This is a genomic window from Methylobacterium sp. Leaf123 (assembly GCF_001423405.1).
Taxonomy (GTDB): Bacteria; Pseudomonadota; Alphaproteobacteria; order Rhizobiales; family Beijerinckiaceae; genus Methylobacterium.
This window is the reverse complement of the sequence record NZ_LMNS01000001.1, coordinates 333474-360376: the sequence shown is the minus strand read 5'-3', so window position 1 is coordinate 360376 and position 26903 is coordinate 333474. Positions and strand designations below refer to the sequence as shown.

The following is a 26903-nucleotide window of genomic DNA, read 5'->3' as shown; positions in this document are numbered from 1 at the left end:
GCATCCGCAGGGCACCCTCCCCCGCGGAGGGGGGAGGGTTATGGCGCACGTCACCTGTCACGAAACAACCATCCTCACTCGGCCGGCACCGCCGCCGGTCCGCCCCGACGACGCTTCGCCCAGAGCCGGAGACGGTCGAGATACAGGTAGACGACCGGTGTCGTGTAGAGGGTCAGGATCTGGCTGACGATGAGTCCACCGACGATCGCGATGCCGAGGGGCCGGCGCAGCTCGGCCCCCTCGCCGCCCGCGACGATGAGCGGAGCCGCGCCGAGGATGGCGGCGAGCGTCGTCATCATGATCGGGCGGAAGCGCAGGAGGCAGGCCTCGTAGATCGCCTCCCCCGGCGTCAGACCCCGGCTGCGCTCGGCATCGATGGCGAAATCGATCATCAGGATGGCGTTCTTCTTCACGATGCCGATCAGCAAGAACACCGCGATCAGGGCGACGATGGTGAACTCGGTGCCGGTGGTGAGCAGCGCGACGATGGCGCCGATCCCGGCCGAGGGCAGGGTCGAGAGAATCGTGATCGGGTGGATGTAGCTCTCGTAGAGGATGCCGAGCACGGCGTAGACCGCGAGCAGGGCGGCGAGGATCAGCAGCGGTTGGCGCGACGACGATTCCTGATAGCTCTTGGCCGCGCCCGCGAACTCGCCGTGAATGGTCTGGGGCAATTGCAGATCGAGCATGGTCTGGTCGATGACCGCAGTGGCCTCGCCCAGGCTCTTGCCGGGCACGAGGTTGAACGAAATCGTGGTGGCCACGAATAAGCCCTGATGGGCCACCTGGACCGGGGCGTTTCCGGTCTCGAAACGGGCGAAGGCCGAGAGCGGCACCATCGTTTCCTTGGCGCTCGACACCGGCGCGCTCGACGAGGCGCTGCCCCGGCTCGCGGCGATGGCGTTGCCCGCGGCGTTGCGCGCCGAGTCGGCGGCGATGGTGGCCGCCGTGTCGGTGGTGGATGTGCCGGAAGTGGAAGCTTGCGAAGCGGTCGTCGTCCCGCCCCCCGCCACCGTGCCGGCCACCGCGTTGGTGGTGGCCGAGCCCCGCGCTCGCCCGCCCGTGGTCGAGACGTAGATCGTCTTCAGCACCTCCGGGTTCTGGAGGTATCGCGGCGCGATCTCCATCACCACGTGGTACTGGTTGAGCGGGTTGTAGATCGTCGAGACCTGCCGCTGGCCGAAGGCATCGTAGAGGGTGTTGTCGATCTGGTCCGGCGTGATGCCGTAGCGGAAGGCGGTCGCCCGATCGATGACGAGGCGGCTCTCCAGCCCGCCCTCCTGCTGGTCGGAGGTGACATCTGCGAAGATGTCGGTGCGTTTCTGCAGCGCCTGCAGCAGCTTCGGCGAGGCGGCGTAGAGCTCCTCCGACGTGTCGCCCTGAAGCGTGTATTGGTACTGGGCGAAGCTCTGGCGCCCGCCCATCCTGAGATCCTGGCGGGGGAACAGGAACAGGCGCGCGCCCGCGACCTGGGCGAGCTTGGGCCGAAGCCGGGCCATCACGGTTTCGATGGGCTCGCGTTCACCGCGCGGTTTCAGCCCGACGAAGACGTTGGCGGAGTTGGTGCCGCGCCCGCCGGTGAAGCCGACGATGCTCTCCACCGCCGGGTCCGCCTGCACGATGGCGCTCGCCCGCTCCAGCTTGTCCTTCATCGACTGGAACGAAATGCGCTGGTCGGCCTGGATGCCGCCCATGAGCTGGCCGGTATCCTGATCGGGAAAGAAGCCCTTCGGCACGATGATGTAGCCGTAGACCGTAAGCCCGATCGCGATAAACACGCTGAGCGCCGTCAGCCGCCGGTGACGGAGCGCGAAACGGAGCGTCCGTTCGTAGCCCCGCAGCACCGCGTCGAAGCCGCCCTCCAGCCCGCGCAGCAGGATGTTGGGGCGTTTGCCCGCATGCATCTGCGCCTCGGGCTTGAGGAGCAGAGCGCACATCATCGGCGTCGTCGTCAGCGACAGCACCAGCGAGACGAGGATCGCCATCGACAGCGTGACCGCGAATTCCTGGAACAGCCGGCCGACGATGCCACCCATCAGCAGGATCGGCAGAAACACGGCGATGAGCGACAGGCTCATGGAGATGACGGTGAAGCCGACCTCGCGGGCGCCGAGCAGGGCCGCCTCGACCCGCGGCTTACCCGCCTCGATGTGCCGCTGGATGTTTTCCAGCACGACGATGGCGTCGTCCACGACGAAGCCGGTCGCGATGATGAGCGCCATCAGCGACAGGATGTCGAGGGAGTAGCCGAGCATCCACATCGCCGCGAAGGTGCCGATGATCGAGATCGGCACCGCCACGGCCGGGATCAGCGTCGCCCGCCACGAGCGCAGAAAGATGAAGGTGACGAAGATGACGAGGATGACCGCGATGATCAGCGTCTCCTCGGTGCTCGCCAGCGAGGCGCGGATCGTGGCCGAGCGGTCGCCGGAGATGTTGAGGTCGATGTCGCCGGGCAGCGCCGCCTTGGCCTGCGGGATCGCCGCGCGCACGCGCTCCACGGTCTCGACGACGTTGGAGCCGGGCTGCTTGTAAATGAACAGGATCACGCCGGGCTTGCCGTCGACGAGGCCGAGATTGCGCTTGTCCTCGACCGAATCGACCACCTCGCCGACATCGGCGAGCCGCACGGCGGCGCCGTTGCGGTAGGCCACGACGATGTCGCGATAGTCGGAGGCCTGCCGGCCCTGGTCGTTGGCGTAGAGCTGATAGCGGCGATCACCCGCCACGATGTCGCCCTTGGGCGAGTTGGCGTTGGCCGAGGCCAGACCCGCGCGGATGCCCTCCAGGCCGATGCCGTAGTGGAACAGCGCCGTCGGATCGAGTTCGACCCGGACCGCCGGCAGCGAAGAGCCGCCGATATCGACGTTGCCGACGCCCTCGATCTGGCTCATCCGCTGCTGCACGATGGTCGCCGCGGAATCGTAGAGCTGGCCCGGCGTCAGCGTGCCGGAGGTGAGGCCGAGGATCAGGATCGGCGAATCGGCCGGGTTGAACTTGCGATAGGTCGGATTGGTGCGCAGCGAGGTCGGCAGGTCGGCCCGCGCGGCGTTGATCGCGGCCTGCACGTCGCGGGCGGCGCCGTCGATGTCGCGGTTGAGCCCGAACAGCAGGACGATCCGCACCGTGCCGGTCGAACTCGTCGAGGTCATCTCGTTGACGTCGGCGATGGCCCCGAGCCGCCGCTCCAGCGGCGCGGCAACCGTCGTCGCCATGGTCTCCGGCGAGGCGCCGGCCATCTGCGCCTGGACGAGGATGACGGGGAAATCGACCTGCGGCAGCGGCGCCACCGGCAGCCGCACATAGGCGAACATGCCGGCGAGCAGCAGGCCGATCGTCAACAGCGTCGTCGCGACCGGGCGGCGGATGAAGGGTTCGGAGAGGTTCAAGGCACCGCCCCGCCCGGCGCCAGCCCATCCCGCTCCCGCCGCATGATCCGGCGCTCCAGCCGGTCGAAGGCGAGATAGATCACCGGCGTCGTGAACAGCGTCAGCACCTGACTGACGATGAGGCCGCCGGCGATGACGATGCCGAGCGGCTGGCGCAGCTCCGAGCCGACGCCCGAACCGACGATCATCGGCACCGCCGCGAACAGGGCGGCCAGCGTCGTCATCAGGATCGGGCGGAAGCGCAGCAGGCAGGCCTCGTAGATCGCGTCGCGGGGCGTCTTGCCCTCCTCGCGCTCGGCCTGGAGCGCGAAGTCGATCATCATGATCGCGTTCTTCTTCACGATGCCGATCAGCAGGACGATGCCGATGATCGCGATGATGTCGAGCGAGAGCCCGAACCACATCAGCCCGAGCAGCGCGCCGATGCCGGCGGACGGGAGCGTCGAGAGGATGGTGATGGGGTGGATGAAGCTCTCGTAGAGCACGCCGAGCACGATATAGACGGTGACGATCGCCGCGCAGACGAGGAACAGCTCGTTGGAGAGCGCCGATTCGAAGGCGAAGACCGAGCCCTGCGGCACCACGTTGAAGCTTGCGGGCAGGTTGATGTCCTTACGCGCGACTTCGAGCGCCTCCACCGCCTGCCCGAGCGCCACGCCGGGCGCGAGGTTGAACGAGACCGTCGTGGCCGGGAACTGGCCGAGATGGCCGATCAGCAGCGGCGCGCGGCGCTCCTCGACCTTCGCCACGGCCGAGAGCGGCACCTGTCCCGACGGTGCGGTCGAGGACGGGAGATAGAGGTTGTCGAGGGAGGCAAGCGAGGTGTGCAGCTTCGGGTTCGCCTCGAGGATCACCCGGTACTGGCTCGATTGGGTGAAGATGGTCGAGACGATGCGCTGGCCGAAGGCGTCGTAGAGCACGTTGTCGATGGTCGCGGGCGTGATGCCGTAGCGCCCGGCGGTGGGCCGATCGATGGTGACATAGGCGGCCAGGCCGTTGCCCTGGTAATCGCTGGTCACGTCGGCGAGCAGGGGCGAGCGCCGCAGCGCCTCGACGTAGCGCGGCACCCAGGTCTCGAAGTCGCCGAGGTTCGGGTTCTCGAGGATGACCTGATACTGCGTCGCCGAGACCGCGGTATCGATCGTCAGATCCTGCACCGGTTGCATGTAGAGCCGCACGCCGGGCACAGCGCTCGTTGCGGCGTTGAGGCGGCGGATGATCGCGCTGGCATCGGCGCCGCGCGCCTCGCGCGGCTTCAGGTTGATGAGGAAGCGGCCGGAATTGAGCGTGACGTTCTGCCCGTCCACCCCGATGAACGAGGACAGGCTCGCCACGTCCGGATCCTGCAGGACGATGTCGGCCAAGGCCTGCTGCCGCTCGGCCATGGCCTCGTAGGAGACGCTCTGGTCGGCCTGTGAGATGCCCTGGATCACGCCCGTGTCCTGCACGGGGAAGAAGCCCTTGGGGATCACCACGAACAGGTAGGCGGTGAGCGCCACGGTGCCCAGCGTGACGAGCAGCGTCAGGCCCTGGTTGGCCAGCACGACGCGAAGCGCCCGGCCGTAGAGGGCGATGACGCCGTCGTTGAGCCGCCGGCCCGCACGGGCGATCGGGCCCTCCCGGCGCGCGGCCGGCGTGTCGGCGCCGTGGGCGACGGGCTTCAAGAGGCGCGCGCACAGCATCGGCACGAGCGTCAATGAGACCACCGCGGAGATGACGATGGTCGCCGCCAGCGTGATCGCGAATTCGCGGAACAGGCGACCGACCACATCGCCCATGAACAGGAGCGGGATCAGCACCGCGATCAGCGAGACCGTGAGCGAGATGATGGTGAAGCCGATCTCGCGGCTCCCCTTCAGCGCCGCCTCGAACGGGCTGTCACCCTCCTCAACGTGGCGGGCGATGTTCTCGATGACGACGATGGCGTCGTCCACGACGAAGCCGGTGGCGATGGTGAGCGCCATCAGCGAGAGGTTGTCGAGGGAGAAGCCCCAGGCATCCATCGCCGCCAGCGCGCCGATCAGCGAGAGCGGCACCGACAGGCTCGGGATCAGCGTCGCGGAGAAGCTGCGCAGGAACAGGAAGATCACCATCACCACGAGGCCGATGGCGAGCATCAGCTCGAACTGCACGTCGTGGATGGAGGCGCGGATCGTCGTGGTGCGGTCGGTGAGCGTCGCGACCGAGACCGAGGCCGGCATCGTCGCCTGAAGCTGCGGCAGCAGCCGCTTGATGCGGTCCACCGTGTCGATGACGTTGGCGCCGGGCTGGCGCTGGATGTTGAGGATCACCGCGGGTGTGCGGTCGGCCCAGGCGCCCAGCCGGGTGTTCTCGGCCCCGTCCACGACCTCGGCCACATCGGTGAGGTGGACCGGCGCACCGTTGCGATAGGCGATGATCGCGCTGGCATAGACCGCCGGGTCACGCACCTGATCGTTGGCGTTGATGGCGTAGGACTGGGTCGGCCCGTCGATATTGCCCTTGGGCGTGTTGACGTTGAGGTTGGCGATCGTGGTGCGCAGATCGTCGATGTTGAGGCCGTAGGCGGCCATGGCCAGGGAGTTGAACCGCACCCGCACCGCCGGCCGCTGCCCGCCACCCATGCTGACGAGGCCCACACCCGCGATCTGGCTGATCTTCTGGGCGAGCCGCGTCTCGGCGAGGTCGCGCACTTGCGTCAGCGGGATCGTCGCCGAGGTGAGCGCCAGCGTCAGCACCGGCGCGTCGGCCGGGTTGACCTTGGCGTAGATCGGCGGCGCCGGAAGGTCGGTCGGCAGCAGGTTGCCGGCGGCGTTGATCGCCGCCTGGACCGACTGCTCGGCGATGTCGAGCGGGATGTCGAGGTTGAACTGGAGCGTGATGACCGACGCCCCCGCCGAACTCTGCGAGGACATCTGGTTGAGGTTGGCCATCTGGCCGAACTGCCGCTCCAGCGGCGCGGTGACGGCCGAGGTCATCACCTCCGGGCTGGCACCGGGATAGAAGGTCTGCACCTGGATCGTCGGGTAATCGACGGCCGGCAGCGCCGAGACCGGCAGGTTCAGATACGACACCGCGCCGACGATCAGGATCGCCAGCATCGACAACGTCGTCGCGACGGGCCGCAGGATGAAGAGGCGGGACGGGTTCATGGCCGCATCCGCCGCCGCAATCGATTCCTCTCCCCTCTGCGGGAGAGGGTGGCGCCCGAAGGAGGTCGGGTGAGGGGAGCGCCGTGTCCGGAAGGACCTGAACCGACCCCTCTCCCGCCTGCTCCGCAGGCACCCTCCCCCGCAGAGGGGGGAGGGTTTTCCGCTGCATGCACCGCTCTGCTCATCACGGCGCCTGACGCCTGCGGCCCCGACGCTCCTGCCCACTCTCCGTCGGGCCCGCCGCACCGGCCGCTGGTGTCGAGGGGAGCGTCGCGCCGGGCGCGCCCGCCGCCGGGCCGCCAGCCTGGGGGCCGGGGGTGTGGCCTACGACGCGCACGGGCGCGCCCTCGCGCAGCCGATCGGTGCCGTCGGTGACGACGCGGTCGCCGGCTGCAAGCCCCGACAGCACCACCGTGTTCACGCCGTCGGTCTCGCCGGTCTTGATCGGGCGCACGGTGACCTTCTCGTCGCCGTCCATCAGATAGACGTAGGTGCCCGGCGTGCCGCGCAGGATCGCGGCGTTCGGCACCAGGGCTGCGTTCTGGATCGTCTCGACGGTGAGGCGCGCGTTGACGAACTGGTTCGGGAACAGGCTCTCGTCCTCGTTCTCGAACATCGCCCGCAGCTTCACCGTGCCGGTCGTGGTGTCGATCTGGTTGTCCACCGTATCGAGGCGGCCGACGGCGATCTCGTGCTGGTCGCTGCGGTCATAGGCCCGCACCGTCAGCTTCGCGCCCGCACGCACCCGGCGCATCACCCGCGCCACCTCGTCCTCCGGCAGCACGAACACCACCGAGATCGGGCGCAGTTGCGTGACGACGACGATGTTGGTCGAGCCGGCGGTGATGTAGTTGCCGAGATCGACCTGCCTCAGGCCGACCCGGCCCTCCACCGGCGAGACGATCCGGGCATAGGTGAGATTCAGCTTTTGCTGATCGACGAGCGCCTGGTCGGCGGCGACCGTGCCCTCGTTCTGCTTCACCAGGGCGGCCTGGGTGTCGACATTCTGCTTCGAGATCGAATCCTGGCGGTTCAGGGTCTGGTAGCGCTGGAGATCGAGCTTCGAGTTCTGCAGCAGCGCCTGATCGCGGGCGAGCTGGCCCTGATACTGGGCGAGCAAGGCCTCGTAGGGCCGCGGGTCGACCTGGGCGAGGAAGTCGCCCTCCTTTACCATCTGGCCTTCGCGAAAGCCGATCTTGGTGAGGTAGCCGCTGATCTGCGAGCGGATCGAGACGGTGGCGAGGGGCGTCACCGTGCCGAGGCCCTGGAGCACGACCGGCATGTCGCCGGTCACGATCGGCGCGACGCCGACCGCCTGCTTCATGTCGGCCGGCCGGCCGCCGCGGCCGGGACGCCCGCCGCCCGGCGCCTGTGCGGCCTCCTCGGCCGGCTTCTGCCGGGCGTCGTAGGTGCGGTGGGCGACCGCGCCGGCCCCGCCGAGGATCAGCAGCGCGAGCATCCAGCGGCCGAACTTCCGGCGCCGGCGGACCGGCGTCGTCGGCACCGGGTCCGCATTCCGGTACTCCCGGGCGGTCTCCCTGCGTATCGGCGAACTCTCGTTCATCCCTCACACACTCATCGACGACGTCACGGCCAACAATCACAGCCAACAAATGCGGGCCGATCCGCGATCACGATCCGGCCGGCGGAGGATCCACCCGGCTCGAACCGTTTCGAACAAAGCTGGCTGGACTTGGTACGGCCGGCGAGCCTCGCCGGTCATTGCGGTGTTCCTACGGCGGCGACGTTTCCGGCGTGTTGCTGCCCGTCGGCACAGCCTGCGACTGATAGAGGCGCATCACATCGCGAAACGACGCATCGACCGGCGTGACCGGCAGCGTCAGACGCAAGGTAAGGCCCAGAACACCCGACACGACGGCGAGCAGCAGGCAGGTTCCCAGACGCATGATCCGCCGATGGTGAAAGGGTCGCCGCACGGACGCGCAGCCCCCGATCGGACACGAAAAAGGCCGCCGTGTCGAGCGGCGGCCTTTTTCATGAAGCACGACCGGACCGACCTGCCACACCCAAGAAACGAGGGGGCGAAGTCCCTTCAGCGCGGCGGCCGGTCCGACCGTGGGGTAAACATGCACTTACGACTGATGATCGTCAACATTCGTCACCCCACCGCGGCCGGGCAAAATCGGGGTTTCGCGTTTCATCCGCAGACTCGTGTGCGTGAGCGCACGTCGCGTCGGCCGGGCCGCACCGTTCTCGCCAAGGTTCGGCAAGACGCCCCTTGTCTTCGCATGTGACGATACCACGCGCGGTCGGGCTCTTTTCTCCATTCCATCTTATGTGAAGCACTTGGAGCGGCGCGACCTCTCTGCGTAGACATCGCTCATGAGTCCTGCCGCGAATCGCATCCCCCCATTCACCGGCCATCCCGTCTTCGCCGAGTTGCCGGAAACCGTGTTCGAATCGATGTCGCGGCTCGCGCGGCAGCACGGCGCGATCAATCTCGGCCAGGGCTTTCCCGACGGTCAGGGCCCCGACGACGTGCGCGCCGCCGCCGCGCGGGCGCTGGAGAGCGTCAGCAACCAGTACCCGCCGATGATGGGGCTGCCCTCGCTCCGCTCGGCCATCGCCGCGCATTACCGGCACCACCAGGGTCTCGACCTCGATCCCGAGCGCGAGGTGATGGTGACCTCGGGCGCGACCGAGGCGCTGGCCGGCGCGCTGATGGCGCTGGTTCGGCCGGGTGACGAGGTCGTGCTGTTCGAGCCGATGTACGACGCCTACCTGCCGCTGGTGCGGCGCGCCGGCGGCGTTCCGCGCTTCGTCTCGCTCAAGCCGCCGCATTTCCGGATCGAGGAGGCGGCGCTAGCGGATGCGTTCTCCGAGCGCACCCGGATCGTGCTGCTGAACAACCCGCTCAACCCGAGCGCCACCGTCTTCGGACCCGACGACCTCGCCCTGCTCGCGCAATTCTGCCGGCGCTTCGACGCGGTGGCGGTCTGCGACGAGGTGTGGGAGCACGTGATCTTCGATGGCCGGCGCCACCGGCCGCTGATGGCCCTACCGGGCATGCGCGAGCGGACGGTGAAGATCGGCTCGGCCGGAAAGATCTTCAGCCTCACCGGCTGGAAGGTCGGCTTCGTGATGGCGCCCGAGCCGCTGATGCGGGTGCTGTCACGGGCGCACCAGTTCCTCACCTTCACCACGCCGCCGAACCTACAGGAGGCGGTCGCCTACGGCCTGGCCAAGGACGACGCGTATTTCAAAGATATGCGGGCCGAACTCGCCCGCTCCCGCGACCGGCTGTCGGCGGGGCTGTCAGGGATCGGCTTCACCGTGCTGCCGAGCGCGGGCACCTACTTCCTCACCGTCGACATCGCGGGGCTCGCCCCCGACGACGTTGTCTTCTGCGAGCGGATCGTGGCCGAGCACGGCGTCGCGGCCATCCCCGTCAGCGCCTTCTACGAGGGCGGCAGCGTGACAAACCTCGTGCGCTTCTGCTTTGCCAAGACGGACGCGACCCTCGATGCGGCGGTCGAACGCTTGGCGGGATTATTCCGGGCGACGTGAACGACCGCGCAATAGGCTTCCTTGTGGAACGTTCGGGGCGGGGCCACATCCTCGTTATGAGCACCTCCGTTCACACCACCAGCACGGCCTATCGCGAGTCCGCCGGTGCAGCGCAGTTGCGCCGCCTCACCGATACCAGCGCCGAGGCCAGCCTCGTGCGGCTCGAGCAGCTCGCCCACCTGATGGACTCGGCCTTCCTCGTGCCGGGCATCAACCGCCGCGTCGGTCTCGACGCGGTGATCGGCCTCGTTCCCATCCTCGGCGACATCGCGGGCATGGCGATCGCCTCGTACATCGTCTACGAGGCGAAACGGCTCGGCGCACCGCGTTGGCTGGTTTGGCGCATGATGGGCAACGTCGCCATCGACGGCGCGGTGGGCTCGGTGCCGCTGGCCGGCGACCTGCTCGATGCGGCCTTCAAGGCGAACCGTCGCAACGTGCGCCTGCTGCGTCGCCATCTGGAGCGCAAGGGTGCGCTGCGGCCGAGCGAGATCGAGGGCACCGCAGTTCGGCTCGACTGAGCCGGCATCGGCCGCCCGAGCGTGAGGGTTGGAGCCGATGAACGAGCACCTGCGACCCGAACCCGATGCGGTGCCCGTCACCGCGCCGGGCAACGCGCCGCAGATGCGAGCCCTGCCGACCGCCACCCGCCGCAGCCTCTCGCCGCTCAACCGGCGGCGGCTCGCGAACTTCCGGGCCAACCGGCGCGGCTATTGGTCGGCGGTGATCTTCGCCGTGCTGTTCGTGCTGAGCCTATTCGCCGAACTCATCGCCAACGATCGCCCGATCGTGATGCAGTACAAGGGCGAGTGGCTGTTCCCCGTCCTGGTCGATTACCCCGACGAGAAGTTCGGCGGCTTCCTGGCCCAGACCGATTACCGGGCGCCCGAGACGCGCAAGGAGATCGAGGAGAACGGCTGGGTGCTCTGGCCGCCGATCCCCTACGCCGACAACACCTTCATGCGGGATCTGCCGACCCCGGCCCCCTCGCCGCCGACCTGGATGCTGAGCGACGCCGAGTGCCGCCCGGTCGCCGAGCGGGCGGGGGTGAAGGCGGAGGGGCGCGAACTCGGCTGCCGTGACATCGAGTGGCACTGGCTCGGCACCGACAACGCGACGCGGGACGTGCTGGCGCGGGTCATCTACGGCTTCCGCATCTCGATCCTGTTCGGCCTCGTGCTCGCCGGTGTCTCGTCGGTCATCGGCGTGATCGCGGGGGCGGTGCAGGGCTATTTCGGCGGCTGGACCGACCTGATCTTCCAGCGGGTCATCGAGATCTGGGGCGCGATCCCGACGCTCTATCTCATCATCATCATGTCCGCCTTCCTCGTGCCGAGCTTCTTCACCCTGCTCGGCATCCTCACCTTGTTCTCGTGGACGGCTCTGGTCGGCGTGGTGCGCGCCGAATTCCTGCGCGCCCGCAACTTCGAATATGTCCGCGCGGCGAAGGCGCTCGGCCTGTCGAACGTGCGCATCATGACGCGCCACCTCCTGCCCAACGCCATGGTGGCGACGCTGACCTTCCTGCCGTTCATCCTGAACGGGTCGGTCACGACCCTGACCTCGCTCGATTATCTCGGCTTCGGTCTGCCGCCGGGCTCCCCCTCGCTCGGCGAGCTGCTGGCGCAGGGCAAGGACAACATCAACGCGCCCTGGCTCGGGCTCACCGGCTTCTTCGTGGTGGCGACGATGCTGAGCCTGCTCGTCTTCGCGGGCGAAGCGGTGCGCGACGCATTCGATCCGCGCAAGACCTTCGGCTGAACCACGTCAGCGCCGCGCCTCGTCGCTGCCCGGCGGCCCGCGCCAGCCGGTCTCGACGGTGAAGCCGGCGCTGCGGGTGGCGATCGCGTCTCCGCCGACATGGGCGAGGTAGGTGCCGGCCTCCACCACCAGCGTGCCGTCCGGCTCGTGGTAGCCGAGGTCGCGCGCCGGCACGCGGAAGCTCGCGAGTCCGGTCTCACCCGAGGCGAGGTCGAGGAGCGCGACGCCCTTCAGCAGGCGCCTCGGCCGGCTGCGGCTCGCGACCGGCTGGCCGATATAGAGCTGCGCCACCGCCCGACCCGGACGCGTCCCATAGTTGGTGACGGAGGCGCGCACCTCCAGAACCGCATCGTAGCGGTCTCCGACGCCGACATGCGGCGTCACGATCTCCGGCTCGCCATAGGCGAAGCGGGTGTAGGAGAGGCCGTAGCCGAACGGGAACAGCGGCAAAGGCGATTCGTCGGCATAGCCCATGGTCCAGCGCGAACCGGGGATATGCGGGCGCCCGCCCGGCAGGGTGTCGTAGGTCAGCGGCAATTGCCCGACCTTGCGCGGCCAGGAGACCGGCAGCCGGCCCGACGGGTTGGCATCCCCGAACAGCGTCTCGGCTACGGCCGTCCCGCCCTCAGTGCCCGAAAGCCACGCCATCAGCACCGCCTGCGCCTGCCCCAGAGCATCCCCGAGTTCGGTCGGGCGCCCGCCGACCACGACGAGCGCGACCGGCTTGCCGGCCTCAGCGACCGCCGCGAGCAGATCGTGCTGCAGGCCCGGCCAGGAGAGGGTGGCGCTCGACGAGCCCTCGCCGGAACGGTCCCGCGGCTCGCCCATCACCGCCAAGACGAGGTCGGCTCCTGCCGCTGCCTCGACCGCGGCGGCAAACCCCGCGCGGCTGTCGCAGACACGCGAACAGCCCGGCGCGAAATCGATCGCAACACCGGCGGCGGCGGCGCGCTCGCGCAGGCCCGCCAGGATCGTCACCGCGTCCCATTCCTGCCCCGTGCCCTCGTGCGGCCCGACCTGATCCCAGGCGGAATCAGCGTAGGGACCGACGACGGCGATGCGGCGCACCTTGGCCGGATCGATCGGCAGCAGATCCTCGCGATTCTGCAGCAGGACGAGGCTCGCCCGCGCCGCCTCGCGGACGAGCCGCCGGGTCTCGGGGCGCAGGAGCTTCTCCTCCGCGCCGTCCGGATCGATCACGGGGCGGTCGAACAGGCCGAGACCGAACTTGAGCCGCAGCACCCGGCGCACCGCCGCATCGACCGCGCCTTCGGGGACGCGCCCGGCGCGCACCTCCTCGGGCAGATGGCGGAGATACAGCCCGCTCGTCATGTCCATATCGACGCCGGCCAAAAGCGCCTTGAGCGCGGCCTCCGCCCCGTCGCGGGCGACGCCGTGTTTCATCAGGCTGGCGATCGCCTGCCAATCGGCCACGACGAGGCCGGAAAATCCCATCTGCCGCCGCAGCAGCCCAGTCATCAGCGCCGGATCGGCGGTGGTGGGCAGGCCGTTCAGCGCGGTCAGCGCCGTCATCACCGCGTCGGCCCCGGCGCGGATGCCGTCACGGAACGGCGGCAGGTGGAGGTCGTGCAATTCGGTGGGGGCCACGAAGGTCGCGTCGTAATCGCGCCCGCCGAGCACAGCGCTGTAGCCCGCGAAGTGCTTGAGCGTGCTCGCGAGCCCGCCATCGCGAAAGCCCTCGACCTGCGCGGCGGTGAGCCGCCCGGTCAGCCACGGGTCTTCGCCGGAGCCCTCGACCACCCGGCCCCAACGCAGGTCGCGGGCGACATCCGCCATCGGCGAGAAGGTCCAGTTGAGGCCGACCGCCGCCGATTCGCGCGCCTGGGTGGCGGCGGCGCGGCGCACAAGCCCGGCATCGAAGCTCGCGGCCATGGCGAGCGGCAGGGGGAAGATGGTGCGGTAGCCGTGAACGATGTCGAGGCCGACGAGCAGCGGGATGCCGAGCCGCGACGAGCGGGCGAGCCGGTCGGCCTGCTCCACGAGGCCGGCATTGTTGAAGTTGATGACCGCCCCGACCTCGCCGCGGCGGAAGCTGTCGAGATCGAGGATCGGCTCATGCGAGATCAGGTTGAGCTGGCCCGCTTTCTCCTCCAGCGTCATCCGGGCGAGCAGCGCCTCGATCCGGCTCTCGACCGGCTCGACAGCCCTGGCCGGAGCGCCGAGGACGACGGCCCAGGCTGCGGCACCGCGGATGATCCACCGAGCCAGCCGTCGCATCGTCACCGTCTCCCCGGAGCGGTTTCCACCGCTCTCTCTTACGGGGCGAGACGATGCCTCACGAAGGGGCGTGCCGTCGATGGAGCACGGTCCGGCTTTTGATCGGCGGCAGGCAGATCGATGTGGACGGCGCTCAGGGCAACCGCGTCCGGCTCCGCCGGCCCGCATTGCCCCGAAGGCCGATGCCCGGATCCACCGTCTCCCCAAGGGGGCGACGATCCTCGCCGGCGGCGACCACCCGGTCGCGTCCGGCATGCTTGGCCCGGTAGAGGGCGTCGTCGGCTCGGCGCAGCAGGTAATCCAGGCTGCCGCCGATCTGGCTTTCGGCCGCCACGCCCGCGCTGACGCGCATCGCCAATTCCGGGTAATCCGGGTGAGTGAACTGGGCGACTGCGGCCCGGATGGCCTCGGCAATGCGCATGGCCGCCCGTTCATCGAGCCGCGGCAGCAGGCACGCGAATTCCTCGCCGCCCATTCGCCCGAACAGCGCCTTCGGCGGCAGCAGGGGGGCCGCGACGTGGCAGAACGCGGCCAGCGCCGCATCGCCGACACTATGGCCGTAGCGGTCGTTGATCGTCTTGAAGTGGTCGAGGTCAAACAGGAGCAGCGCCGCCGGTGCGACGGCGAGCTGCCGCTCGGCGCCCGCGACCAGCGCGCGGCGGTTGGCGATGCCCGTGAGCGAATCGGTCTCGGCCGCCAGCCGTTGCTCACGCTCGGCCCGCTCCTTCGTCAGCGCCATGAACACGAAGGCAATCGCGACCGAGAACAGCGTTCCGACAAAGCAGAGGATGGCAAACCACGGCGAGGCCATCGAGAGGGAGGTCGGTGCCGGTATGGTGAACGCCAGCGGCACGCGAATCCAGTAGAGGCCGGCATAGGTCGCCATCAGCACCAGCGCCGGATAGCGGGAGACCAGCGGCTCGCCGCGACCCTGCCAGATCATCAGCGCGCCGGAGGCGCAGTAGAGCCCGGCGAGCGTCGAGGCGAGGCTGACGCGGGCGGGGAGCGACTCGAGGAAGGAGGGAATCAGGCAGGCCGCGATCCAGAGCGCCCCGCCGCCCACGGCCCAGCCCAGCCGCAACGGGCGGCCCTCGAAGGCGCGCACGCCGCTCCAGATCAACCCGTAGCTTGCGATCATCATCGCGTTGGCGAGGCCGATGGAGAGGCTGTCCGGAACCTGGCCGCGCAGAGCCAGCAGCAGCGACGCGGCGCTGCCGCCGATATGCGCGATGCCCCAGACCGCCAGAGCCCGCTCGCGGCGGGTCTGGCTCCACGACAACAGGAACAGCACGCCTACCGTGAAGGTGACGGCGACCGTCATCAGAAAGAGCGAGGGGAGATCGAGGCGCATCGTGTCTCTGGCACCGGCCCAAACAGACCGCTGCACCGCCTCCTCTGCATCGTGGTGATTTTAGAAATGGTCCGGGAACGATTTTGAAGTCAACAGCATCGCCGAACACTTAGCGCGACGATTTATAAAATTCCGTTGCCGCCTTGACTAACAAGGTATCACCGTATGCTTTAATACAGTTCCTCAGGAGAAACGTTGGTCACGTCGATCTGATCACCCCGATCGTTGAGTGGGTGAAGATCTCGCACCATGCCTTTCAAACGTTCATCAAGGACGTGCGTATAGATTTGCGTCGTCGAAATATCGGCATGCCCCAGCAATTCCTGGACGATGCGCAAATCCGCGCCGTTCTGGAGCAGATGGCTGGCGAAGGCGTGACGCAGAACGTGCGGGCTCACCCGGTCGGTTCGCAGGCCGGCGGCAGCCGCCGCCGTCTTGAGGTCGCGGGCGAAGGCTTGCCGGGTGAGATGGCCGCTCTCGCTGTCGGCGGGAAACAGCCAGGCCCCCTCGACGGTCAGGTGTGTGACGTGGGTGCGCATGGCTTCGCGGGCGAGGTCGGTGAGCGGCACGAGGCGTTCGCGCCCGCCCTTGCCCTTGACCACGAGGTAGCGCTCACGGGTCGCCGCGGCCGAGCGCGGCAGGGCCACGAGTTCCGACACGCGCAGGCCAGTGGCGTAGAGGAGTTCGAGCAGGCAGAGCATCCGCGCGGCCGAACGGGCCTCGGCCCGGTCCTCGCCCGCCGCCTCGACCCGCTCTCGCGCCGTCGCGAGCAGGCGATCGACCTCCGCCACCGACAGCACCTTCGGCAGGCCCTTGGCACGCCGGGGTGCGGCGACCGGGGCGGTCGGATCGGTTTCGGAGTAGCCCTCTGCGTAGAGGAAGCGGTGGAAGCCGCGGATGCAGGACAGGCGCCGGGCGGCCGAGGACGCCTTCAAGCCGCGTGGCTCCAGGGAGGCGATATAGGCGCGGACCTGATCGGCCTGGGCCTCCTCCGGGTCGATCCCGCCTTGCGCGAGGTAGCCGAGATAGTCGTCGAGGTCGCGCCGATAGGCGGCCAGGGTGTTGGTCGCCGCGCCGCGTTCGGCGGCGAGCATGTCGAGAAAGAGCTGGCCCGGATCCTCCGCTCCCCCTGGGAGCGCGGAACCGTCCGCGCTCATCGCCCGCCCGGCTGAAGCTTCGATGGGGGAATGGTGACGCTGATCTCGCGCGGCGTCGGCTCGACAAAGGTCGCGAGGGCGAACATGCCGGCGAAGACGAGACCGGCAAGGATCGCGATCGTGGCGAGGAAACGGAACAGAGTGGGCAAGGGAACCGGCCTTTCGCCGAGGATACGCGGACGAGCGGGTCGTGTTGCGATGCGCAAACCGTTGGTTTCGATCACATGCCGGAGGCTCGAAGGCAAGGTCTGGCGGAGCACAGGCGGCGCGGTCAAGGGAGCGTCCCCCAGGGCAAACGCGCAAAGGCGATGACCCTGGTTCTTTGCCGGCCTCAATCGCCGACGCCCGCGGGCTCAAGCTTCGAGCGATGACCCGACGCGGCCCCTGGCCCGATCGTCAGAAGCGGTTCTTCCAGGCTCGCAACGCGGTGAACACCGCCGCCGGGTCGGAGCCCGGTTCGAGACCCGCCGAGCGGGCGAGCACCGGTTGGCCCACGCGCAGGAACGGGTTCGTCGCCTTCTCCTGGCCGATGGTCGAGGGGATCAGGAAGCCGCCTTGCTCGGCCAGCCGCTGGGCCTCGGCCACGCGCTCCTTCAGGTCGGCGTTGTCCGGATCGGCGGCGAGGGCGAAGCGGCCGTTCGAGAGAACGTAATCGTGACCGCTATAGACGGCGGTCGCGTCGGGCAGGTCGAGGAAGCGGCTGAGCGAGCGCCAGAGCGTCTCGGGCTCGGCCTCCATCACCCGGCCGCAGCCGAGGGTGAACAGGGTGTCGCCCGAGAACACCACGCCGGCATCGGCGAAATGGTAGGTCACGTGGTCGGCGCAATGCCCCGGCGTCTCCCAGACCGCGGCGGTGAGACCGCCGACCGTCACCGTGTCACCCTCCTTGACGGTGCGGGCAGCCCCCGGCACCGCCCCGCGCGCCTTCTCCGGCACGGTCACCCGCGCGCCGGTGCGCTCCACCACCTCGGGGATCCCCTCGATATGGTCGCCGTGGCGGTGGGTGACGAGGATGTCGGTGAGCTGCCAGCCCTCCGCGTCGAGGGCGGCGAGCACGGGCCCGGCCTCCGGCACATCGATGGCGGCGCAGGCCCCGCTGGCGGGATCGCGGATCAGCACGCCGATATTGTCGCTCCGGCACAGGAAGGTGCGGATTTCGGGGGCCGCTCTCGTCATCGAAGACCTTTCGCGAAAACTGAATTTTTCCGCACGGACAGTTACGGGGCAAGGACCGCCAAGCCAGACCGGCGACGGGATGCGCGGTCCAAGCTCCGCGCGAGGAACCGTTGCATGGCGGTGACGGTTCCGGGATCGGAGGCGGCGCCACGCTTGCCCGACGCCTCCGCGATCCCCATTGATGCGCAATCAGCTCTGCGGAGGACAACCGGCCGTGCCGGCACCCCATCCGATGCGCCTCGACGTCACGGACCTGCGCGCGTTCTACGCCAGCCCGCTCGGCGTCGTCACGCACCGTGTCGTCGGCCGGACGATTCACGGCTTTCTCGGCTCCGTCTCGGGGCTGCGCGTGCTCGGGCTCGGCTACGTCACGCCCTATCTCGGCCCCGTCCACGTCATCGCCGAGCGGACGCTGGCCTTCATGCCGGCGACGCAGGGCGTCGTGAACTGGCCCTCCAGCGGGCGCTCGGTGACGGCTTTGGCCGATCTCACCATGCTGCCCCTGCCCGAGGCCGCGGTCGACCGCGTCATCCTGGTCCACGGCCTCGAAGCGGTGGAAAGCCCGAGCGAACTCCTTGCCGAAGTATGGCGGGTGCTGACGCCCGGCGGACGGCTGATCCTCGTCGTGCCCAACCGCACCGGCGTCTGGGCACGGCGCGACGCGACGCCCTTCGGCCACGGCCAGCCCTATAGCCGCTCGCAGCTCTCGCGACTGATGCGCGACACGCTGTTCTCGCCGGAGGGCTGGGCCGAGACGCTCTACATGCCGCCGATCCGCAGCCGGTTCTGGCTCCGCACCGCCGCCGCCTGGGAGCGGTTCGGCACGGGTCTGGCCATGCCGTTCGCTGGCCTGCACGTGGTGGATGCGACCAAACAGCTCTACCGGCCGATCGCGGTGCGGCAGGTGCGCCGCCTGGAGAGCCGCGTGCCGGCGCGGGTGCTGGTGCCGGCCGGACAGCCGGGCTAAAGCCGGCGCGTTTCCTCCCCAAAGCCGAGCCGAGCGAGCCTGATGCCATCCATTGGCTTCGAAACCGTGCTGGCGAGCTTCCTGCTCGCGCTGTCCAGCCTGTTCTCGATCGTGAACCCCGTCGGCTCCGCGCTGATGTTCGCGCAGATCACGTCCGACCGCTCGCATACCGAACGGGCGGAGCTGTCGCGGCGGATCGGACTCTACTCCGCCCTCGTCATGCTCGCCGCCCTCTGGGCCGGCGCCCCGATCCTCAATTTCTTCGGCGTGTCGCTGGCGGCCCTGCGGATCGCCGGCGGCCTGTTCGTGGCGGCCTTCGCCTGGACCATGCTCACCGCCCCCGAGGCGCGGGAGGCCCGCAAACATGCCGAGGCCGAACCGGAGGCGGGCGAGAACCTCGCCGAGGTCGCGTTCTTCCCGCTCACCCTGCCCTTCACCACCGGGCCCGGCACCATCGCCGTCGCCATCGCGCTCGGCGCCAACCGCCCCTCCGAGCCCGGCGACCTCGCCGGCTTCTTCCTCGGCGCCTCCCTGGCCGCCCTGGCCGTCGCCGGCGTGATCCGTCTCGCCTACGGTTCAGCAGAACGGGTCGTGACCCTGATCGGATCGGTGCGGGCACGGGTGCTCGGGCGTCTCTCGGCCTTCCTGCTGCTCTGCGTCGGCACGCAGATCACCGTCAGCGGCGTGTCGGACGTGCTCGGGCCGCTGATTGCCTCGCAGCGGGTATAGACAGGTCAACGGCCGCCACCCGCGCGATCAGCGCCGGGTGAGCCGTTCATTCATCGGAGCGAAGAGTCGATCATCATGAAGCTCGTCGTTGTGGGCGCCGAAGGGCGCATGGGGCGGATGCTGATCCGGGCGGTCGCGGAGGCCGAGGGCTGCACCCTGCACGGCGCCATCGAGCGCGCGGGCTCGGCCGTCCTCGGCCGGGATGCCGGGCTCCTGGCCGGTATCGGTGAACTCGGCGTGCCGGTGAGCGACGATCCGCTGTCGCTGTTCGTGGCCGCCGACGGAGTGCTGGACTTCACCGCCCCCGCCGCGACGGTCGCCTTTGCCGAGCTCGCCGCGCAGGCCCGCATCGTCCACGTCGTCGGCACCACGGGACTTTCCGAGGACGACCTGACGCGGCTCAAGGCGGCGAGCTACCATGCCCGCGTCGTGCGCTCGGGCAACATGTCGCTCGGCGTCAACCTGCTTGCAGGCCTTGTGCGCAAGGTCGCCGCCACGTTGGGCCAGGAATTCGACATCGAGGTGCTGGAGATGCACCACCGCATGAAGGTCGATGCGCCCTCCGGCACGGCCTTGCTGCTCGGCGAGGCGGCGGCGGAAGGCCGGAACGTGGCCCTGGCCGAGACCCGCGTCTCGACCCGCGACGGCCATACCGGGGCGCGGCGGCCGGGCGATATCGGCTTTGCGACCCTGCGCGGCGGCTCGGTGGTCGGCGACCACAGCGTGATCTTCGCCGGCCCGTCGGAGCGGATCACCCTCTCGCACCACGCCGAAGACCGGGCCATCTTCGCCCGCGGCGCGGTGCGGGCGGCGCAATGGGCCTTCGACAAGCCGCCGGGCCTTTACGGCATGGACGACGTGCTCGGGCTTCGCGACGAGACACAACTCCGAATAACGAATCCAACGGAACGTCAGGCTTAGGCTTGGGAGGCGCCGCCGCCTCTGGTAGAGGCCCGCCCAAGATCGCGAGGCGCCGTGCGGCCGCCTCGCCCTGCCCTTGTTCGGAGAGACCCGTCCCATGGAGCGCCTGCTCGTCCTCGCTCGGCATGGCCAGAGCGAATGGAACCTGAAGAAGCTGTTCACCGGCTGGCGCGACCCGGAGCTGACGGAGCTCGGAATCGCCGAGGCGCGCCGGGCCGGGCGCTGGCTCAAGGGCCAGGGCACGCAGTTCGACGTGGCCTTCACCTCGAACCTGCGGCGCGCTCAGAACACATGCTCGCTGATCCTCGAAGAGATGGGCCAGGGCGGCCTGGAGACGATCCGTAACGAGGCGCTGAACGAGCGCGACTACGGCGACCTCTCCGGCCTCAACAAGGACGATGCCCGCGAGCGCTGGGGCGACGCGCAGGTCCACGAGTGGCGCCGCTCCTACGACGTGCCCCCGCCCGGCGGCGAAAGCCTCAAGGACACCGCCGCACGGGTGCTGCCCTACTACATCCAGACCATCCTGCCGCGCGTCATGTCGGGCGAGCGGGTGCTGGTCGCGGCCCACGGCAACTCGCTGCGGGCGCTGGTGATGGTGCTCGACGGCATGACCACCAAGACCATCGCCAGCCTCGAGATCGCCACCGGCATCCCCCTGGTCTACCGGCTCAAGGCCGACACCACGGTCGACTCGAAGACGGTCCTCGATAAGGACATCGACCAGGACGATTGAGGCGTCACACCTCAGCCGGCCCCCAAAACCTCCTCCACGGCCCGCGCCACCCGCGCCGTGGAGCCCGACTCATCGAGCGGGTTGCGGCGCAGGCGGTGACGGAGCGCGCTCGGCGCCACCTGCCTGAGATGCGCGACCGAGACGGTGTCCGCCCCGTCGAGGGCAGCGAGTGCCCGGGCGGTGCGCATCAGCGTGAGTTCGCCGCGCAGACCGTCGGTGCCGAGCGCGAGGCAGAGCCGTGCGGCGTTCTCCAGAACCGCATCGGGCACGCTCACGTGGCCGAGGCGCTCGCGAGCCGAGAGAATGGTCTTCTGGAGCGCTTTTTCCGCCTTTCCTTGCGCGGCGCAGAACGCCTCGCCGTCGCGCTCGTAGGCGTCGCGCCGCCGCACCACTTCGATGCGCGTGGCGATGTCGGTCGGCGTCGTCACCTCGCAGGCAAGGCCGAAGCGGTCGAGAAGCTGTGGACGCAGCTCCCCCTCCTCCGGGTTGCCGCTGCCGACGAGGACGAAGCGGGCCGGATGGCGCAGCGACAGGCCCTCGCGCTCGACGGTGTTGACGCCTGAGGCCGCCACATCGAGCAGGAGGTCCACGAGATGGTCCTCCAGCAGGTTCGCCTCGTCGATGTAGAGGAAGCCGCGGTTGGCCCGCGCCAGCAGGCCCGGCTCGAACGCCGTTTCTCCCTTCGTCAGCGCCCGCTCCAGATCGAGCGCGCCGACCACCCGGTCCTCGGTGGCGCCGAGCGGCAGATCGACCACGGGCACCGGGATCTGGTGGCTCTTGCCCCGTCCCCGCGCGCAATGCGGGCAGGCCTCGACCGGGCTGTCGGGGGAGCAGGAATAGGGGCAGCCGGCAACGGCCCGGATCTTCGGCAGCAGCGCCGCGAGTGCCCGCACCGCCGTGGACTTGCCGGTGCCCCGGTCACCGAAGACGAGGACGCCGCCGACGGACGGATCGACCGCCGCGATCAGCAGCGCCCGCTTCATCTCCTCCTGGGCGACGATGGCGGTGAAGGGAAAGGCAGGCACGCGCGATCAGCTTCCTGAGCCGGAGGGGCCCGGACAAGGCTCACGGGCAGTTGCACCGATCATGCACGAATTGCGCGGCACGAACAGCCGCGCTCGCGCGCCCATCAGAGCCAGCGCGGCGACCCGGCGCGTCACATCCCGCGGCAGCGGCTGCGCAGCAGGCCCGAGAACTCCTTCTCCGAGCTCTGAACCTGGGTCAGCCGGTCGGTCCGCTCGGGGCCGGACAGGCAGCGGCCGTAGACGCCGGCGATCCGGCGCATGGTCTCGACATGGCGGCGCCAGACGCGACAGAGGCTCGCCTCGTCCTCGCCGCCGCCTTCGAGCTGCTCGATCGCCTGCCGCTGCATCGATCCTGCCACGAGCACGTCGCGGGCGCAGGCCGCCTCGCCTTCCGCGCGCAGGCCGGCGGGCGCGAGGAGCGCCGCCAGAACGAGGGCAGCGCGCGGAGAGAACACGGCCATGTCAGGCGGCCTGCGTCGTCGGGCCGTTGGCCAGCAGGGCGTAGAGGGCGGTCGCGTCGCGGGCGCTGCGGATGCGCTCCAGCATGCCGGGCTCGCGCAGGAGCCGGGCAACCTGGGCCAGGGCCTTCAGGTGGTCGGCCCCGGCCCCTTCGGGCGCGAGCAGGAGAAAGGCGACATCGATGGGCTGGCCATCGAGGGCGTCGAAATCCACGGGCTTTTCCAGCCGGGCGACGAGGCCGAACAGCCGGTCGAGCTGGGCGAGCTTGCCGTGGGGGATCGCCACGCCGTCGCCGATCCCCGTGGAGCCGAGGCGCTCACGGTGGAGCAGGGTCTCGAAGACGTCCCGCTCGGACAGGTTCGGGAGGCGGCGGACCGCATGGGCAGCCAGTTCCTGGAGGACGTGCTTCTTGTCGCGCACGCGCAGGGAAGAGACCACCGAGTCCAGGTTCAGAAATTCGAGCATCGGCATGAAAACTAAACGCCTCGTGGGCGGGATCGATACAGCGATCCCGCGTTCCCATGCACGACTGCCGGGACCCAACGATCCCGGCACGGAGCGCCTCACACGCCTGTCCGGATCTTGAAATCCGTCTCCGGTACCGGTCTTCGAGGCTTCGTGACGGGCACCTGAGTCCCCGTCCGAGAAAGGCTCGGAACGAGCCCCTGCCTCAATCGCGATCACCGGGCGGATCGACCCATCCGATCGCACCGTCACTGCGCCGATATACGACGTTGATGCGCCCGGTGCCAGCGTGAACGAAAACGACGACCGGGGCGCCGGTCATGTCGAGGGTAGTCACCGCCTCGCTGACGGATTGGCGCTTGAGCGTGCGCGTGCTCTCGGCCACCACGGGCGGGTGCGCGCCCTCCTCCGCCTCGAGCGGCTCATCGTCCACTTCCTCGTCGGGCGCGGCGAAGACGGCGTAGGCCGCCTCGATACCCGCCCCGTTGTGGCTCGCGGCACCGTGATCCTTCAGCTTGTGCTTGTAGCGGCGCAGGCGCTTCTCGAGCTTGTCGGCGGTCTGCTCGAAGCTCGCATGCACGTCGTGCGCCGCGCCCGAGGCTTCCAGCGTCAGCCCGGTGACGAGGTGCAGCACGCAATCGGTTCGGTATCCCGCCCCATCGCGCCGCAGCGTCACGTGCCCCGTGCAACTGCCGCTCATATGTGGATCGAGATACTTCGCGAGGGTCGCCGCCATGCGGTCCTCGACCCGGCCTCGCAGGGCCGTACCGAGATCGAGGCCATGCCCCGTCACCCGCAAACCTGCCATCGACGTCTCCGCTCTTCCTCCCGGGACTTCGAGAGTTAGAAAGGGGGACGGGGCAAGTCAAACCCGAAGGCGAGCCGGCGCAGGGCTTTCAGGCACCGACGAGGCATGGGTGTCAGCGGGCAGCCGTGGCCATCTTCTCCCGGCGGCGCTCAATCGACGAGGGGATCCGCAGCGACTCCCGATACTTGGCGACGGTGCGGCGGGCGATGTCGATGCCCTCGTCGCGCAACCGCTGCACCAGCGCATCGTCGGACAGGACGTCGGCGGCTTCTGCATCGACAAGTTGCTTGATGCGGTGGCGCACGGATTCCGAGGAATGGGACGCAGCACCGGCCGCGCCGGGGATCGCGGCGGTGAAGAAGTACTTCATCTCCAGGGTGCCGCGGCTGGTGCCGATCGACTTGTTGGAAGTGACGCGGGAGACGGTCGATTCGTGCATGCCGATCGCCTCGGCGACCGTCTTGAGGTTGAGCGGGCGCAGGTGGGCGACACCGTGCAGGAAGAACGCATCCTGCTGGCGGACGATCTCGGTGGCGACCTTGAGGATGGTGCGCGCCCGCTGCTCCAGGCTGCGGGTGAGCCAGTTCGCGGTCTGCAGGCATTCGGACAGGAACGCCTTGTCGCCATCCGCCACCGCGCCCTTCGAGACGCGGGCATAGTAGCTCTGGTTGACCAGCACCCGCGGCAGCGCCTCGGAGTTCAGCTCCACCAGCCAGGAGCCGTCGGGCGCGGGGCGGACGAACACGTCAGGGATCAACACCTCGACCGCGTGGGCGCCGAAGGCGCGGCCGGGCTTGGGGTCGAGGCGGCGGATCTCGGCCAGCATCTCGACGAGATCCTCGTCGTCCACGCCGCAAAGGCGCCGCAGAGCCGGGAAGTCGCGCTTGGCCACGAGATCGAGGCGCGAGACCAGCGCCTGCATCGCCGGATCGAACCGGTCCTGCTCGCGAAGCTGGATCGCAAGGCATTCGGCGAGGTCGCGGGCGGCCACGCCCGGCGGATCGAAGGTCTGGACGAGTTTCAGAAGGCGGGCGACGTCATCGAGCGCGGCGCCGAGCCGCTCGGCCACGCCATCGATATCCTCGCGCAGGTAACCCGCATCGTCCACCGCATCGATCAGGAAGCTGCCGATCAACCGGTCGAACGGATTTTGCGTCGCGAGATCGAGCTGTGCGGCCAGGTGCTCGCGCAGGCTGGTCTCGGCGGTCAGCGTCGCCTCGAAATCGGGAAGCTCACCGTCGAAGCTGCCGCCGGCATTGCCGTAAGGCGCCGGGGTCAGCGAGAGCATATCCCCGGTCCCGGTCTCGCGCGGGGTGGGATTCTCGTCGGCGAACACGTTGTCGAGGCGCGTATCGAGGTCGCCCTCGATCTCGCTGCGGCTCTGAGTCATCTCAGAGCCGAGCCATCCCTCGGGCTCCGGCCCGTCGCCCCCGTCATACTCGCCGTCGCCCGAAGCCTCCAGCGCCTCGCGCTCGGGCTCTCCCTCGGACTCGGCGCGTTCCAGAAGCGGATTGCGCTCCAGTTCGGCATCGACATAAGCCGAGAGATCGAGCTGCGAGAGCTGCAAGAGCTTGATCGCCTGCAGCAGTTGCGGTGTCATCACCAGGGCCTGGCCCTGGCGCATCTCGAGCCGCTGGAGCAGACTCATCTCGACGCCCAACCTTCTGAAATCATTGCAAAATCGCAGCCCGCGCACGAGCCGCACCGAACCCGGCACGTTCCTTGCTTCTCCTTTTGATAGGTCTAGCGCCATCGGCCCGACACGTCAAAGCGGTTTGTCCGCCCGTCACCTAAATTCTCGCACCGCGGTAGCCGAGCAACAGCGCCGAACCGCGCCGACCCACTCTACTGGCGATCACTGATTTATCGCCATGCCTGCGTTAGTCGGCGGCGTACGAAGAAAGTGTTTCCGGCGAGGCGACCGCGCCCAGTGTGGTTCAGCAGTCATTACCGGATCGGCGAAAACTCGCTCTTGAAGTTCAGTGGCGGCGACCAAGGGTGATGCCTTCATAGCCCGGCAGGCCTGCAAACGGGCCATCCGGCTCATGAGACCACGTCGTCACGCCGGGAAGCACCCGTTGAGGTGCAGCGCAGCGAGACCGTGGTTTGCGCTGCGGTACCGCTGCGGTCCGTCACAGGGGAGCGTGCACGCTGGCCCGGCGCGGATTAATCCGACCTCCGGTGCCGACCCTAAAGCCGGAAATCCTCACCGAGATAGAGCCGGCGGGCGTCCTCGTTGGCGACGATCTGCTCGGGCGTGCCCTCGGTAAGGATGCGGCCGGAATGGGCGATGTAGGCGCGGTCGATCAGACCGAGCGTCTCGCGGACATTGTGGTCGGTGATGAGCACGCCGATGCCGCGCTGCTTCAGGTGCTTCACGAGATCCTGGATGTCGCCGACAGCGATCGGATCGATGCCGGCGAAGGGCTCGTCGAGCAGCATGAAGGTCGGCGAGGAGGCCAGCGCGCGGGCGATCTCGCAGCGGCGGCGCTCGCCGCCCGACAGCGCGATCGACGGCGACTTGCGCAGGCGCGCGATGTCGAATTCTTCGAGCAGCGAATCGAGCTTGCGCTCGCGGGCCTTGCGGTCCGGCTCGGCCACTTCGAGCACGGCGCGGATGTTGTCCTCGACCGTGAGCCCGCGGAAGATCGAGGCTTCCTGCGGCAGGTAGCCGATGCCGAGCCGGGCCCGCTGGTACATCGGCAGGTGGGTGATCTCCATGCCGTCCAGGCTGATGAAGCCACGGTCGGCCGGGACGAGGCCGGTGATCATGTAGAAGATCGTGGTCTTGCCGGCGCCGTTGGGGCCCAATAGCCCCACCGCTTCGCCGTTATGGACGGTGAGCCCCGCCTCATGGACCACGGTGCGCGCGCCGTAGCTCTTGCGAAGGCCGCGCACATGCAGCAGGCCCGGACCGCCGCCCTCGGCGAGCGCGCCGCTGCGCGCCGCCTGCGGTGCCGATCCGCCGCGCCCGAGAAGGCGGCCGAACCACGAGGCTTTGCGGCCCCGGCTCGCGGGCTTCGGCTCGGCGACCGCGCGAAGCGGCACGCCTGCAGGCATCC

22 protein-coding genes are annotated in these 26903 nt (G+C 69.0%); 7 read left to right on the top strand and 15 right to left on the bottom strand.

The annotated features are described in order from the left end of the window. Positions 1-74 precede the first annotated feature (74 nt). From ASF53_RS01440 to ASF53_RS26205, 4 genes are all read right to left on the bottom strand, one after another. Entirely contained in the window at positions 75-3389 is a 3315-nt protein-coding gene (locus ASF53_RS01440) for an efflux RND transporter permease subunit (protein ID WP_056192678.1), read from the bottom strand. Next, positions 3386-6520: a multidrug efflux RND transporter permease subunit gene (locus tag ASF53_RS01435; protein WP_056192674.1), complete on the bottom strand. Its 3135-nt coding sequence runs from the start codon at positions 6518-6520 to the stop codon at positions 3386-3388. Before ASF53_RS01435 ends, ASF53_RS01440 begins: the two co-directional genes overlap by 4 nt. A gap of 184 nt (positions 6521-6704) precedes the next feature. Beyond that, positions 6705-8084: an MdtA/MuxA family multidrug efflux RND transporter periplasmic adaptor subunit gene (locus ASF53_RS01430; protein WP_056192671.1), complete on the bottom strand. Its 1380-nt coding sequence runs from the start codon at positions 8082-8084 to the stop codon at positions 6705-6707. Positions 8085-8253: 169 nt separating this feature from the next. Continuing rightward, complete coding sequence (locus ASF53_RS26205) at positions 8254-8427, bottom strand: hypothetical protein (protein ID WP_200943149.1); 174 nt, start codon at positions 8425-8427, stop codon at positions 8254-8256. 436 nt (positions 8428-8863) lie between these two features. Here ASF53_RS26205 and ASF53_RS01425 point away from each other — a divergent pair, with 436 nt between their 5' ends. Genes ASF53_RS01425 through ASF53_RS01415 form a run of 3 tightly spaced genes read left to right on the top strand, consistent with a single transcriptional unit; the run spans position 8864 to position 11809 of the window. After that, a complete protein-coding gene (locus tag ASF53_RS01425) occupies positions 8864-10048 on the top strand; it encodes an aminotransferase (RefSeq protein WP_056192668.1) in 1185 nt (394 codons plus the stop codon). Further along, positions 10045-10569, top strand: a complete 525-nt coding sequence (locus ASF53_RS01420) for a DUF4112 domain-containing protein (RefSeq protein WP_056192665.1) — start codon at positions 10045-10047, stop codon at positions 10567-10569. Before ASF53_RS01425 ends, ASF53_RS01420 begins: the two co-directional genes overlap by 4 nt. A 37-nt stretch (positions 10570-10606) precedes the next feature. Beyond that, entirely contained in the window at positions 10607-11809 is a 1203-nt protein-coding gene (locus ASF53_RS01415; RefSeq protein ID WP_056192663.1) for an ABC transporter permease, read from the top strand. A gap of 6 nt (positions 11810-11815) precedes the next feature. Here the strand turns inward: ASF53_RS01415 and ASF53_RS01410 are convergent, their stop codons facing one another. From ASF53_RS01410 to gloB, 5 genes are all read right to left on the bottom strand, one after another. Further along, complete coding sequence (locus tag ASF53_RS01410) at positions 11816-14047, bottom strand: glycoside hydrolase family 3 N-terminal domain-containing protein (RefSeq protein ID WP_056192660.1); 2232 nt, start codon at positions 14045-14047, stop codon at positions 11816-11818. Between the two features lie 133 nt (positions 14048-14180). Further along, positions 14181-15398, bottom strand: a complete 1218-nt coding sequence (locus ASF53_RS01405) for a GGDEF domain-containing protein (protein WP_056192657.1) — start codon at positions 15396-15398, stop codon at positions 14181-14183. 170 nt (positions 15399-15568) lie between these two features. Next, a complete protein-coding gene (locus ASF53_RS01400; RefSeq protein WP_056192655.1) occupies positions 15569-16555 on the bottom strand; it encodes a site-specific tyrosine recombinase XerD in 987 nt (328 codons plus the stop codon). Then, positions 16552-16704 carry a hypothetical protein gene (locus ASF53_RS01395; protein WP_012253924.1) on the bottom strand — a complete coding sequence of 51 codons (153 nt, stop codon included), beginning with the start codon at positions 16702-16704 and terminating at the stop codon, positions 16552-16554. Before ASF53_RS01395 ends, ASF53_RS01400 begins: the two co-directional genes overlap by 4 nt. Positions 16705-16951: 247 nt before the next feature. After that, entirely contained in the window at positions 16952-17731 is a 780-nt protein-coding gene (gloB, locus tag ASF53_RS01390) for a hydroxyacylglutathione hydrolase (protein ID WP_056192652.1), read from the bottom strand. A 232-nt stretch (positions 17732-17963) separates the two neighbouring features. On the opposite strand from gloB, the gene ASF53_RS01385 reads away from it, so the two are divergent. The 4 genes from ASF53_RS01385 to ASF53_RS01370 all read left to right on the top strand — a co-directional run bounded on the left by ASF53_RS01385 (position 17964) and on the right by ASF53_RS01370 (position 21084). After that, on the top strand, positions 17964-18698 hold the full coding sequence (locus ASF53_RS01385) for a class I SAM-dependent methyltransferase (RefSeq protein ID WP_056192650.1): 735 nt from the start codon (positions 17964-17966) through the stop codon (positions 18696-18698). A gap of 39 nt (positions 18699-18737) precedes the next feature. After that, positions 18738-19427: a MarC family protein gene (locus ASF53_RS01380; protein ID WP_056192647.1), complete on the top strand. Its 690-nt coding sequence runs from the start codon at positions 18738-18740 to the stop codon at positions 19425-19427. 75 nt (positions 19428-19502) lie between these two features. Next, complete coding sequence (gene dapB / locus ASF53_RS01375) at positions 19503-20348, top strand: 4-hydroxy-tetrahydrodipicolinate reductase (protein WP_056192643.1); 846 nt, start codon at positions 19503-19505, stop codon at positions 20346-20348. Positions 20349-20445: 97 nt separating this feature from the next. Beyond that, the gene (locus tag ASF53_RS01370; RefSeq protein WP_056192640.1) at positions 20446-21084 is read left to right on the top strand and encodes a 2,3-bisphosphoglycerate-dependent phosphoglycerate mutase; all 639 of its coding nucleotides are present in this window, start codon (positions 20446-20448) and stop codon (positions 21082-21084) included. 11 nt (positions 21085-21095) lie between these two features. Here ASF53_RS01370 and bchI read toward each other — a convergent pair whose 3' ends face one another. From bchI to lptB, 6 genes are all read right to left on the bottom strand, one after another. Beyond that, a complete protein-coding gene (bchI, locus tag ASF53_RS01365) occupies positions 21096-22109 on the bottom strand; it encodes a magnesium chelatase ATPase subunit I (RefSeq protein ID WP_056192637.1) in 1014 nt (337 codons plus the stop codon). Positions 22110-22240: 131 nt separating this feature from the next. Then, a complete protein-coding gene (locus ASF53_RS01360; protein ID WP_056192633.1) occupies positions 22241-22570 on the bottom strand; it encodes a hypothetical protein in 330 nt (109 codons plus the stop codon). A 1-nt stretch (position 22571) separates the two neighbouring features. After that, the gene (gene ptsN, locus ASF53_RS01355; protein WP_056192631.1) at positions 22572-23039 is read right to left on the bottom strand and encodes a PTS IIA-like nitrogen regulatory protein PtsN; all 468 of its coding nucleotides are present in this window, start codon (positions 23037-23039) and stop codon (positions 22572-22574) included. A 199-nt stretch (positions 23040-23238) separates the two neighbouring features. Then, on the bottom strand, positions 23239-23841 hold the full coding sequence (gene hpf / locus ASF53_RS01350) for a ribosome hibernation-promoting factor, HPF/YfiA family (protein ID WP_056192628.1): 603 nt from the start codon (positions 23839-23841) through the stop codon (positions 23239-23241). Positions 23842-23953: 112 nt separating this feature from the next. Next, positions 23954-25489 (bottom strand): RNA polymerase factor sigma-54, encoded by a 1536-nt coding sequence (gene rpoN / locus ASF53_RS01345; RefSeq protein ID WP_082482272.1) that lies wholly within the window; start codon positions 25487-25489, stop codon positions 23954-23956. A 542-nt stretch (positions 25490-26031) separates the two neighbouring features. Continuing rightward, positions 26032-26901, bottom strand: a complete 870-nt coding sequence (gene lptB, locus ASF53_RS01340; protein ID WP_056192626.1) for an LPS export ABC transporter ATP-binding protein — start codon at positions 26899-26901, stop codon at positions 26032-26034. Positions 26902-26903 lie beyond the last annotated feature (2 nt).